The sequence below is a fragment of the Robiginitalea sp. genome, assembly GCF_049588695.1.
Classification (GTDB): Bacteria; Bacteroidota; Bacteroidia; order Flavobacteriales; family Flavobacteriaceae; genus Robiginitalea.
Window position 1 is genome coordinate 1 of the sequence record NZ_JBAVZJ010000064.1, and the last position, 11,794, is coordinate 11,794.

The 11,794-nt window shown below is 49.0% G+C and carries 12 protein-coding genes; 11 read left to right on the plus strand and 1 reads right to left on the minus strand.

Going from position 1 to position 11,794, the window contains the following annotated elements; translation table 11 throughout:
* The 11 genes from WBV75_RS01325 to rodA form a co-directional block, all read left to right on the plus strand.
* A partial coding sequence (locus WBV75_RS01325; RefSeq protein ID WP_424118861.1) for a tetratricopeptide repeat protein occupies positions 1-949 on the plus strand: 949 nt, incomplete at its 5' end.
* Positions 950-960: 11 nt separating this feature from the next.
* Positions 961-1,326 (plus strand): preprotein translocase subunit SecG, encoded by a 366-nt coding sequence (gene secG, locus WBV75_RS01330; protein ID WP_424118862.1) that lies wholly within the window; start codon positions 961-963, stop codon positions 1,324-1,326.
* 136 nt (positions 1,327-1,462) lie between these two features.
* Positions 1,463-1,741, plus strand: coding sequence for a co-chaperone GroES (locus WBV75_RS01335; protein WP_424118863.1), 279 nt, complete (start codon positions 1,463-1,465; stop codon positions 1,739-1,741).
* 69 nt (positions 1,742-1,810) lie between these two features.
* On the plus strand, positions 1,811-3,442 hold the full coding sequence (groL, locus tag WBV75_RS01340; RefSeq protein ID WP_424118864.1) for a chaperonin GroEL: 1,632 nt from the start codon (positions 1,811-1,813) through the stop codon (positions 3,440-3,442).
* Positions 3,443-3,562: 120 nt separating this feature from the next.
* Entirely contained in the window at positions 3,563-4,015 is a 453-nt protein-coding gene (locus WBV75_RS01345) for a GAF domain-containing protein (protein WP_424118865.1), read from the plus strand.
* A gap of 93 nt (positions 4,016-4,108) precedes the next feature.
* Positions 4,109-5,641, plus strand: a complete 1,533-nt coding sequence (gene purH, locus WBV75_RS01350; protein ID WP_424118866.1) for a bifunctional phosphoribosylaminoimidazolecarboxamide formyltransferase/IMP cyclohydrolase — start codon at positions 4,109-4,111, stop codon at positions 5,639-5,641.
* Between the two features lie 57 nt (positions 5,642-5,698).
* Entirely contained in the window at positions 5,699-6,727 is a 1,029-nt protein-coding gene (locus tag WBV75_RS01355; RefSeq protein WP_424118867.1) for a rod shape-determining protein, read from the plus strand.
* 47 nt (positions 6,728-6,774) lie between these two features.
* Positions 6,775-7,599 (plus strand): rod shape-determining protein MreC, encoded by an 825-nt coding sequence (gene mreC / locus WBV75_RS01360; protein WP_424118868.1) that lies wholly within the window; start codon positions 6,775-6,777, stop codon positions 7,597-7,599.
* A complete protein-coding gene (locus tag WBV75_RS01365) occupies positions 7,589-8,095 on the plus strand; it encodes a rod shape-determining protein MreD (RefSeq protein ID WP_424118869.1) in 507 nt (168 codons plus the stop codon). Before mreC ends, WBV75_RS01365 begins: the two co-directional genes overlap by 11 nt.
* Positions 8,096-8,116: 21 nt before the next feature.
* Complete coding sequence (locus tag WBV75_RS01370) at positions 8,117-9,985, plus strand: peptidoglycan D,D-transpeptidase FtsI family protein (protein WP_424118870.1); 1,869 nt, start codon at positions 8,117-8,119, stop codon at positions 9,983-9,985.
* Positions 9,975-11,258, plus strand: coding sequence for a rod shape-determining protein RodA (gene rodA, locus WBV75_RS01375; RefSeq protein WP_424118871.1), 1,284 nt, complete (start codon positions 9,975-9,977; stop codon positions 11,256-11,258). Before WBV75_RS01370 ends, rodA begins: the two co-directional genes overlap by 11 nt.
* Here rodA and WBV75_RS01380 read toward each other — a convergent pair.
* Positions 11,255-11,794, minus strand: a 540-nt coding sequence (locus WBV75_RS01380; protein WP_424118872.1) for a DNA/RNA non-specific endonuclease, incomplete at its 5' end; no start/stop codon positions are given. The genes rodA and WBV75_RS01380 overlap by 4 nt on opposite strands.

An 11,794-nucleotide genomic window follows, 5' to 3' on the forward strand; every position in this document is an offset into this window, starting at 1 on the left:
TTTACCCGGTCCCTGGCCGACTGGTAAGACAATGAACGTATCAGATTTTACATACCTGCTCAGAGATCCCAAGGCGGTTCAAACCGAGGCCCAGACCGGGCAACTCGAAGAGTTGATTGAGAACTACCCCTGGTTTCAGGCCGCCCGGGCCATGCAACTGTATGGTTTAAAGCACCTGAACAGTTACAAATACAACCAGGCCCTGAAGGCCACTGCGGCCTGCACCGCAGACCGGGAAGTACTTTTTGACCTGATAACCTCAGAAGAATTTATCCCAAACCGAATCGCCGATGCGATATCGGGCCAGCACACCCTGGCCGATCAGGAAATCATCTCTGAAGAAGTGATTCCCAACCCGGAAAGGGACACGGATATGATCCAAAAGGAGGAAGACAGCCCCCTGCCGAGAAATACGGAAGAGGCGGATAAGATCCTCGACCCGAAACTCTTTCGCTCCAAGGATCCCGAAATGGATAAAAACCTCGAGCTGGCTAAGGCAGAAGCCAAAGAGAAACTAAAAATTGGAAGCCCCCTGGAGTTTACCAGAGATGAGCGGCATTCTTTCTCCCAATGGTTGCAGCTGACGCAAATGGCTCCCAAGGCCGTACAAAAAGAGGCAGCTGAAACTGCCGAAATCGAAAATCAACAGGAAACCCGGGAAGCAGATTCGGATCGGGAAAAAAAATTCGAATTGATCGACCGCTTCATTGCAGACAACCCGAAAATAAAACCAGGGGATACGGACACCCCAAAGGTCGATATTTCACAGTCTCTGAAGATCGATAAAAATCAATTGATGACTGAAACCCTGGCTCGTGTATATCTGGAACAGGGAAAGTTTAAAAAGGCGATTCAGGCCTACCGGATCCTGATTTTGAAATATCCGGAAAAAAGTAGTTTCTTTGCAGACCAAATTAAGGCCGTGGAGAAACTCCGGGCCAAAAAATAGCAGCGATTCTCATGAGCACTTTTTCCATATTCTTAATTCTGATCATCATTGTGTGTCTGTTATTGATGCTCGTTGTTATGGTACAGAACCCTAAAGGTGGCGGGCTTTCTTCTTCCTTTGGCGGTGGGGGAAACCAGGTTGTAGGCGGGGTAAAGAAAACCGGGGATTTCCTGGACAAATCTACCTGGACCCTTGCCACGATCCTGATCGTCCTCATCCTGCTTTCAAACGTCGCACTGAAATCCAACTTTCAGGAAGCCGAATCCAAACTGCTCCAACAAGATGGAGTAGAAAGTGTTCCGGAATCCCTCCCCGATGAAATCCCGGAAGAACTTCCGGCTCAGGATGGTACAAGTCCGATAGACACCCTGCAATAAGTGCAGTATAAAATTTCAAAATGCCAGCTTAAATGACAAGCTGGCATTTTTGTTTTACAAACTGTCAGTTTTTTAGTACTGGCATAGTTTATGCCTCCAAAGAGCGAAACTTTAAATCAATTTAAAAGCGATTAATATGGCTAAAGTAAACATCAAACCATTGGCAGACCGAGTCCTGGTTGAACCTATGGCTGCCGAGACCAAAACAGCCTCTGGCATCATTATTCCAGATACGGCAAAAGAAAAACCTCAAAAAGGGAAAGTTGTCGCTGTCGGGCCCGGCACCAAGGACGAGGACATGACTGTGAAAGAAGGAGATACCGTACTCTACGGCAAATACTCCGGTACCGAGCTCAAATTCGATGGTTCAGATTACCTAATGATGCGGGAAAGCGATATCCTCGCAATCATTTAAAGAAACGGAACAAAATACAGACAGTGGACTTCCCTGTTTTTTTAATCCAACTAAAATTCTAAAAGTATTATGGCAAAAGATATAACCTTTGATATTGAAGCAAGAGACGGACTGAAGCGAGGCGTAAATGCCCTTGCAGATGCCGTAAAAGTAACCCTGGGTCCTAAAGGACGTAATGTGATCATCAGCAAGTCTTTCGGAGCCCCTGTGGTTACCAAGGACGGTGTGACCGTCGCCAAGGAAATCGAATTGGAAGATGCCCTGGAAAATATGGGCGCCCAAATGGTTAAGGAAGTAGCTTCCAAAACCAACGATCTGGCCGGTGACGGAACCACTACGGCAACCGTACTGGCTCAGTCCATCGTTAAAGAAGGACTTAAAAACGTAGCTGCAGGTGCAAACCCAATGGACCTCAAACGCGGGATCGACAAGGCGGTAGAGGCCATTGTTGAGAACCTCGACAAGCAATCCAAAAAAGTAGGAGATTCTTCCGATAAGATCAAGCAGGTAGCGTCTATCTCGGCCAACAACGAAGAAGCTATTGGCGAACTGATCGCCCAGGCTTTCAAGAAAGTCGGCAAGGAAGGTGTTATCACCGTGGAAGAGGCCAAAGGTACAGACACCTATGTGGATGTTGTAGAAGGTATGCAATTCGATCGCGGGTACCTTTCCCCTTATTTCGTTACCGATTCTGAGAAGATGATTTCAGAACTGGACAGCCCTTACATCCTTCTTTTTGACAAGAAGATCTCGACTATGAAGGATTTGCTTCCCGTCCTCGAACCGGTAGCTCAATCCGGAAAGCCCCTGTTGATCATCGCAGAAGATGTGGACGGAGAGGCCCTGGCCACACTGGTTGTGAACAAACTTCGCGGAAGCCTCAAAATCGCGGCTGTTAAAGCGCCCGGATTTGGAGATCGCAGAAAAGCGATGCTTGAAGATATCGCCATTTTAACAGGAGGTACCGTAATTTCCGAAGAGCGTGGATTCACCCTGGAAAACGCCTCTGTCGATATGCTCGGTACTTGTGAAAAAGTGAGCATTGACAAGGACAACACCACCCTGGTGAACGGATCCGGATCTGCCAAGGATATCAAAGCCCGCGTAAGCCAGATCAAGTCTCAGATTGAATCTACGACTTCTGACTACGATAAGGAAAAACTTCAGGAGCGTCTGGCCAAATTGGCCGGCGGTGTCGCGGTACTCTATGTGGGTGCTGCATCTGAAGTAGAGATGAAGGAGAAAAAAGACCGGGTAGACGATGCCCTTCACGCAACCCGCGCGGCTGTGGAAGAAGGTATTGTTGCCGGAGGTGGTGTGGCCCTGGTTCGCGCCAAGTCTGTCCTTTCAAAAGTTAAAGTTGAAAACGCAGATGAAGAAACCGGATTGGCGATTGTGGCACGTGCTATCGAGGCTCCCCTTCGCACCATTGTTGAAAATGCCGGAGGAGAAGGTTCCGTTGTGGTCAGCAAGGTTCATGAAGGAAAAGGAGATTTCGGATATGACGCCAAATCTGAAAAGTACGTCGATATGATGAAGGCCGGGATCATTGATCCCAAGAAAGTGACCCGTATTGCATTGGAAAATGCGGCCTCTGTTGCCGGTATGATCCTCACTACGGAGTGCGCCCTGACCGACATCAAAGAAGATGTCCCCGCAGGCCCCCCAATGGGAGGTGGCGGAATGCCAGGTATGATGTAATTCACGGACCCCAGAGTCCAATTGTAAAAACCGGCGGGAAATCCCGCCGGTTTTTTTTGTAATACCCTTTTCTGACGAGCAGATTCTTTTGTACTTTCCATTTCCTAATTCTCATCCTATATGTTCGATGCATTAAAACCCCATGTTCTGGAAGTCCTTAGGGATTCAGCCCTTTCGGTCACCGACCGCCTGCAGGAGGTTTGCAACCTGCTGAAAAATGAAATACCCGCATATGACTGGGTTGGCTTTTATTTCAGAAATGGAACCCTGGAGGAGCTCAAACTGGGACCTTATGCCGGTGATCCCACAGACCATACCATTATCCCATTCGGAAAAGGCATTTGCGGACAGGTGGCCCTGAGCAACCAAAACTTCGTAGTGCCCGACGTGGCTGATCAGGATAATTACATCGCCTGCAGTATAAACGTCAAGGCGGAAATCGTGATTCCGATTTTTGTCGATGGCTCCAATATCGGGCAACTCGATATCGATTCCCATACCCCTGACCCTTTTTCAGACAAGGACGAGCGCTTTCTGGAATTCGTCTGCGAAGAGGTCGCCCATATTCTTTAAAACTTCTCCTGTATTGTTGATAACCCCTGTGGGATTTTTACTCCCAAATGGAGTACTTTTACCCCTCTGAAACCCTTTACAATTCCGATTGACATGAGTGATTCCAAAAAAGCGGGTTCTGCCCTTATTTCAGTATTCCACAAAGACGGTTTGGAGCCGGTTGTGCGGAAACTCCACGACCTGGGGATAGCCCTTTATTCCACCGGGGGTACCGAAGCTTTTATTCGCGACCTGGGCCTTCCCGTAACAGCTGTAGAAAACATCACCGGATATCCGTCCATCCTCGGTGGCCGGGTAAAAACCCTGCACCCCAAAGTGTTCGGCGGAATACTGGGAAGAAGGGACCTGGAGGGCGACCAGGAACAGCTGACGGCCTACGAAATACCCGCTCTGGATATTGTAGTTGTAGATTTGTACCCTTTTGAAAAAACGGTAGCCGAGGGGGCTTCTGAAGCTGATATTATTGAAAAGATCGATATTGGAGGGATTTCCCTGATCCGGGCAGCTGCCAAAAATTACCGGGATGTCCTTTGTGTATCTTCCATGGAGGACTATTCCGAATTTCTGGAATTGCTGGAACGCTCCTCTGGAGAAACCACCCTGGAAGAACGCCAGTTGTTTGCAGCACGGGCCTTCAACACTTCCTCTCATTACGACAGTGCCATTTTTAATTATTTCAACCAAAGCCAGGACATTCCTGCATTTAAATTGAGCCTGTTGGCGGGAAGAACTCTTCGCTATGGCGAAAACCCGCATCAGGAAGGGCGGTTTTACGGCGATTTTAACGGCTTGTTCGACCAGCTTCACGGGAAAGCCCTCTCCTATAATAACCTGCTCGATATTGACGCTGCGGTCAACCTCATGGCAGAATTCAAAGACGACGCCCCCACCTTTGCTATTTTAAAACACAACAACGCCTGTGGCCTGGCGACACGCACAACCCTATCCGAGGCGTATAGCGATGCCCTTGCCGGCGACCCTGTTTCTGCCTTTGGCGGAATCCTGATCAGCAATAGCCCTATTGACGTCGCCACTGCCGAAAAGATCCACAGCCTTTTCTGTGAAGTGGTTATTGCCCCATCTTTTGAAAGCGATGCTCTGGAAATCCTCAAGGGGAAGAAAAATCGAATACTGCTGGTTCAGAAACACTGGGAGTTACCCGGCACAATTATCCGGACATGCCTCAACGGGATCCTGTTCCAGGACCGGGATACAAAAACAGACCAGGCCGAAGACCTGACATTGGCTACTGAGACAGCGCCGTCAGATCGGGAGAGGGAAGACCTGCTATTTGCTTCCCGGATCTGTATGCATACCAAATCCAACACCATCGTACTGGTTAAAAACAAGCAGCTTTGCGCCAGCGGTACGGGCCAGACCTCACGGGTGGATGCGCTGAACCAGGCAATACACAAGGCGACTTCATTTGGTTTTGACCTGCAGGGTGCCGTTATGGCCAGCGATGCCTTTTTCCCATTCCCGGATTGCGTGGAGATCGCGGGAAAAAGCGGTATAAAGGCGGTAATCCAACCCGGGGGTTCCATAAAAGACCAGTTGAGCATCGATTATTGCAATGAAAACGGGATGTCAATGGTAATGACCGGAACACGTCATTTTAAGCATTAATTTTACTACTTTTGACGATAAAATTTGCCCGTTCATCGGGAAACTAACTAAATACGAATGGGATTTTTCGACTTCCTGACTGAAGAAATAGCCATCGATCTGGGCACGGCGAACACCCTGATCATTCACGATGACAAAGTAGTTGTGGACAGCCCCTCCATAGTGGCACGGGATCGAATCAGCGGTAAAATCATCGCCGTGGGCAGGGAGGCGAATATGATGCAGGGAAAGACCCATGAAAACATAAAGACCATACGACCCCTGAAGGATGGGGTTATCGCAGACTTTGACGCCTCGGAAAAGATGATAAACATGTTTATCAAAAACATTCCGGCCTTAAAGAAAAAGTGGTTTCCCCCGGCTTTGAGAATGGTCATTTGTATTCCTTCCGGAATTACGGAAGTGGAGATGCGGGCGGTTAAGGAATCAGCAGAACGGGTGAACGGCAAAGAGGTATACCTCATCCACGAGCCCATGGCTGCAGCTATTGGAATCGGCCTGGACATTATGCAACCTAAAGGAAACATGATCGTCGATATCGGAGGGGGAACTACCGAGATCGCCGTAATTGCCCTGGGCGGGATTGTTTGCGATAAATCGGTCAAAATCGCGGGTGATGTCTTTACCAATGACATCATTTATTACATGCGCACCCAGCACAACCTTTATGTGGGTGAAAGCACTGCAGAAAACATTAAGATAAAAATAGGCTCCGCCACAGAAGACCTGCAATCCCCACCGGATGAAATGTCCGTACAGGGAAGGGACCTGCTTACCGGGAAACCCAAACAGGTCTCCATCACCTATAGGGAAATAGCCAAGGCCCTTGACAAATCTATCCTCAGGGTAGAGGACGCTGTCATGGAAACCCTGTCGCAGACCCCCCCGGAACTCGCTGCCGACATCTATAACACGGGGATTTATCTGGCTGGGGGAGGCTCTATGCTCCGCGGGTTAGACCGGCGCCTTTCACAAAAAACAGACCTGCCCGTGTACATTGCAGAAGACCCGCTCCGGGCCGTTGTAAGGGGTACCGGTATCGCACTTAAAAATCTGGAACGATATAAGAGCATCCTTATTAAGTAACTCCGGCGGATAGCCCCCTACCCGCTCATCTATTTTAGGGCACGTGCATGCAACGCATCATTAATTTTATTCTGAACAATAAGAATACGTTGCTCTACCTATTCCTGTTTATCATTTCCATTTTCCTGACCATCCAGAACAACAACTACCACCAGGCCCGGTATTTTAATTCGGCAAACTGGCTCACCGGGAATATTTACGGCGTTAACGCTTCCATCCGTGGCTATTTCAACCTAAGAGAAGAGAATGAGAAACTGAAACAAGAGAATGAATGGTTGCGATCCATGTGGTTCAATACAAGGACCAGGGATACTATTGAGATGGATACCTCACGCCTGACATACGAGATCATATCGGCCCGTGTCGTTAAAAATAGTTATGCCGAACCAGATAACTATATCACCCTGGACCGCGGAAAAAGCGATAGTATCCTGCAAGACATGGGGGTCATCACATCCAAAGGGATCCTTGGGATTGTGGAAAAAAGCAGTTCCGGATTTGCCTCCGTTCAGAGTGTGCTGAATTCAAAGTCCAATATCAACGCCAAAATCCGGCATACGGACTATTTTGGTTCCCTGATTTGGAACCAGAAGGATTATATGAGGGTACAATTAGAGGATATCCCCCGCCTGGATCCGGCGCCGATGAAGGTAGGAGATACAATTGTCACAGGGGGTATGTCCAGTATTTTCCCCGAAAATATCCCCATAGGCACCATCGAAGATTTTGACCTCAATCAGGCGGGCAGCTCCTACACCATTAATGTGAGGCTCTTCAATGATATGACGAATCTGAGACAGGCATACATTATCAGGAATCGCAACAGGCCTGAAGTACTGAATCTGGAAAAAGAGGTAGCTGATGACCGATAAGTACGTTTGGGAGGCCATACAGTTCATCGGTTTGGTATTGGCCCAGGTATTGGTTTTTAACCACCTGAATATCCTTGGGAGCATCAACCCGATGGTCTATATCCTGTTCTTTTTCTGGTACCCGGTACAGGATAATCGCACGCTTTTGATCGCCCTGGCTTTTCTCCTGGGTTTTAGTATCGACCTGTTTTCAGATACCATGGCCCTGCATACGGCTGCAGCCCTGACCACAGCTTTCTTCAGGTACCCCATAATGCGTTTTGTTTTTGGGGTGAATATGGAATTTCAAAATTTTCGGATTGCCAGTTCGACTCGTGTACAACAATACAGCTTTTTGGCGTTATTAATAGGGATCCACCACCTGACATTCTTTGGGTTGGAAATTTTTAGTTTGCCGAATTTGCTCTTAATTTTGAAACGGATTCTCTTTACCGGTGGGAGTACTTTCGTATTTGGAGTACTTTTGATCGCCTTGTTTTCGGGAAGAAAAGATTAACACACCCCAGCGGGTATTGCCATGAAGAAACTGGTACTGTCATCCCTGATTATTCTGATAGGAATCACCTTCCTCAGCAGGTTGTCTTATCTGCAGGTTTTTCGCTTTTCCCCTAACCAAATTCTGGAAGACCCGGCGGTGACTATAGTTTATGACTACCCGGAGCGCGGTTATATTTACGACCGCAACGGAGACCTGTTGGTGGCCAATCAACCCGCCTACGACGTCATGGTCGTTCCCCGGGATGTAAAGCCGTTAGACACCCTGGAGTTTTGTTCCATGCTCGGCATCACCCGGGAGCATTTTATAAAACGAATGGAAAAGGCCCGGGTCTACTCACCCCGCCTTCCATCGGTTCTGGTCCCTCAGCTCTCCAAAGAGGACTACGCGAGCCTACAGGAGAAGATGCGTAAATACAGGGGATTCTACATCGAAAAAAGATCCCTCAGGGATTACGATACCAATGCCGGGGCAAGTGTCCTCGGGTATATCAGTGAGGTTAACGAATGGGATTTAAAAAGCAATCCCTATTACGAACTCGGAGAGCTCACCGGACGTACGGGTATTGAAAAACAATACGAAGATGTGCTCAGGGGTAGAAAGGGCAAAAAATACATTCAGAAAGACCGATTTAACAGGGTCATAGGCCCGTATCAGGAAGGAAGTTTAGATACCCTGGCCAAAGCCGGCACGAAAATCCACATCACCCTGGACAAAAAACTCCAGGAGTACGGAGAGCGCCTGATGGTGGGAAAACGCGGAGGCATCGTGGCCATTGAACCCGGTAGCGGGGAAATACTCTCTATGATTTCAGGGCCTACTTATCTTCCCGAACTCCTCGTCGGGCGGGAACGCTCCAGAAATTACAGCAGGCTACACAACGACTCTATCTCCAAGCCCACCTGGGACCGTTCCATCCTTGCCGAACCCTCACCCGGATCCCCTTTTAAAACCTTGCAGGCACTTGCGGCCCTCCAGGAAGGTGTAGTCAGTACTGAAACTACCTTCCGCTGCTATAATGGCTTCTATGTAGGGAGGACAAAAAGGGGTTGCCATTGCGGGGGCGGGCTAAGGACCATGAACAGTGGGATTTACAAATCCTGCAACGCCTACTTTGCCGGGACCTTCCGAAAGTTTTACGAGAGTTTCGAAACTACAGATGAGGCTATGGACGTCTGGGAAAAACACATGAAGAGTTTTGGCCTGGGTGATTACCTGGGCTATGACCTACCCACAGGACGGCCGGGCCGGATTCCCAATAAAGCCTATTACGACAAGGTATACGGGGATGGCCGCTGGACCTCCACCTACATCATATCCAATGCCATAGGACAGGGAGAAGTGGCCGCCACACCCATTCAATTGGCTAATATGACAGCCGCCATCGCCAACAGGGGATTTTATTACACGCCTCACTTTTTAAAGAAAATCGGGGATGAGACCATTGACAACCCGGATTTCACCCAGCGCAAATACACCACAATCGATCCGGAACACTTTGATCCCGTGGTACAGGGGATGGCCGATGTATATGCTAAAGGAACCGCAAAATGGCTACAGGTCCCCGGGATAGAAATCGCCGGTAAAACCGGGACCGTAGAGAATTATACCCGCATTGAAGGAGTCCGCACCCAACTCACGGACCACTCTGTATTCGTCGCTTTTGCCCCGGTAGACAATCCACAGATTGCTATCGCAGTCTATATTGAAAACGGATACTACGGTGCGCGTTATGCGGGCCACATCGCATCCCTGATGATTGAAAAATACCTTAAGGGGGAAATCAGCCGAAAAGATCTCGAAAAACGCATGCTGGAAAAGACGCTGGAGGACGAGTACGCCAAACCCTATAGCGGATCCGAATTCAAGATCAACGAGTATGTCTGGTAACAGCGCCCTGCGCCGGGTTGATTGGGTCTGCGTCCTGATCTTTTTCCTCCTCCTGGCCATGGGTTGGGTCAACATCTATTCCAGCACCTTTACCGAAGAAAGCACTTCCATTTTTGACACGAGCCAGCTCTACGGAAAACAGCTTATGTTTATCGGCATCAGCCTCGCGTTTATCGTACTTGTCATGGCACTGGAAGCCAGTTTTTACGAACGCTTTTCCAGTGTTTTTTATATCATAGCCCTGGTCCTGCTCCTCGGCCTTTTTGCCTTTGGAAAAACCATTGCAGGGGCAACGTCATGGTACGACCTCGGGTTCTTTAACCTGCAGCCTTCCGAGCTTGCCAAAACAGCCACCGCCCTGGCACTGGCCAAATACCTGAGCGACATCCAGACGGACATCAAAAGGCGCAAAGACCAGATGATGTCCCTACTGATTATACTCCTGCCCGCGCTTTTGATCATTCCCCAGCCTGATCCCGGAAGTGCCCTGGTGTTTTTTTCCCTAATCTTTGTACTGTTCCGCGAAGGACTCCCGCTGTGGTACCTGGCCATTGGGTTTCTCGCAATCCTCATTTTTATATGCACCCTGATGTTCGGCTCCGTTTGGGTAGCCATAGGCCTGGCCCTGATCGTGGGTATCATTTTCCTGCTGAAAAAACCATCCGTTCGGATTCCCGTTATTCCGGTCATCGGGTTTTATGTGCTCACCCTGGCCTTTTCACTCTCGGTTAATTTTGTCTTTGAAAATGTATTTGAACAACGCCACCGGGACCGTTTCAGCCTCTGGCTACGCCTGGAAAAAGACCCCGATAAACTCGAAGAAATCCGAAAGACTATCGGATACAATACATACCAGTCCGAAAAGGCTATAGAATCCGGGGGGTTCTTTGGAAAGGGATTTCTGGAAGGGACGCGCACCAAGGGGGATTTTGTTCCCGAGCAACATACAGATTACATCTTTACTACGGTGGGTGAAGAATGGGGCTTTTTGGGCACCAGTGCCGTCGTCCTCCTTTTTACGATACTGCTTCTGAGGTTGGTACACCTTGCCGAGCGCCAGAAAAACCCTTTTAGCCGGATGTACGGCTATGGCGTGGTTTCCATCCTCCTGATCCATTATTTCATCAATATCGGAATGGTAATCGGGGTGCTGCCTACCATTGGGATTCCCCTGCCTTTCTTTAGCTATGGAGGTTCCGGTTTAATCGGCTTCACCCTGCTGCTCTTTATTTTTCTCCGCCTGGATGCCAACCGGTTGAAGGAGTGGAATTAGAAACTCCACGGACCGGAATCAACGGTGCTTTCAACATACTGTTGGGCCTGTTCAGATAATTGCGGAAAAAAATCCAGCCCCGTCAACGCTTCAAGATCGTCCAGGGAAATCAGGAATGCCTCGGGCTGAAGAGCCGTCTCCGTATTTGGAATCAGAAACCCAATTACGCGAATATCAGTTCCCTCCCCACGGATGACTACTTTGTAATACGCTTCGGGCACGGCGACATCCTCCGTCCCTATGGTATAAAGCCCTTCCCCCAGCACGCCCCCGGTAATCACATGGAGTCTGCCATACCTTCGGGCCCAGCGCCGAACCTGTTGCTCGAGTTCATTCCAGATTCCAGCATTGAATTGCCGATCCTGGGGACTGATGTTACTGGTGTAAAAGGTTTGATTATATGCGGTTTCAGAAAATTTACGGTCCCCGGCCGGACAAAGGTGCCCCCGGTCGTAACCTGAACCTTTGAAGTTCCGCCAATCGGCAGAACCCGTGCTGACCATGGGATCCTGAATATAATACGGTCGTTTCCGTGT

Coding starts and splice junctions, on each gene's coding strand:
- WBV75_RS01355 (WP_424118867.1), top strand. CDS start 5,699: ATGGGATTTTTCGACTTCCTGACTGAAGAAATAGCCATCGATCTGGGC.
- secG (WP_424118862.1), top strand. CDS start 961: ATGAGCACTTTTTCCATATTCTTAATTCTGATCATCATTGTGTGTCTG.
- mreC (WP_424118868.1), top strand. CDS start 6,775: ATGCAACGCATCATTAATTTTATTCTGAACAATAAGAATACGTTGCTC.
- rodA (WP_424118871.1), top strand. CDS start 9,975: ATGTCTGGTAACAGCGCCCTGCGCCGGGTTGATTGGGTCTGCGTCCTG.
- WBV75_RS01345 (WP_424118865.1), top strand. CDS start 3,563: ATGTTCGATGCATTAAAACCCCATGTTCTGGAAGTCCTTAGGGATTCA.
- WBV75_RS01370 (WP_424118870.1), top strand. CDS start 8,117: ATGAAGAAACTGGTACTGTCATCCCTGATTATTCTGATAGGAATCACC.
- WBV75_RS01365 (WP_424118869.1), top strand. CDS start 7,589: ATGACCGATAAGTACGTTTGGGAGGCCATACAGTTCATCGGTTTGGTA.
- groL (WP_424118864.1), top strand. CDS start 1,811: ATGGCAAAAGATATAACCTTTGATATTGAAGCAAGAGACGGACTGAAG.
- WBV75_RS01335 (WP_424118863.1), top strand. CDS start 1,463: ATGGCTAAAGTAAACATCAAACCATTGGCAGACCGAGTCCTGGTTGAA.
- purH (WP_424118866.1), top strand. CDS start 4,109: ATGAGTGATTCCAAAAAAGCGGGTTCTGCCCTTATTTCAGTATTCCAC.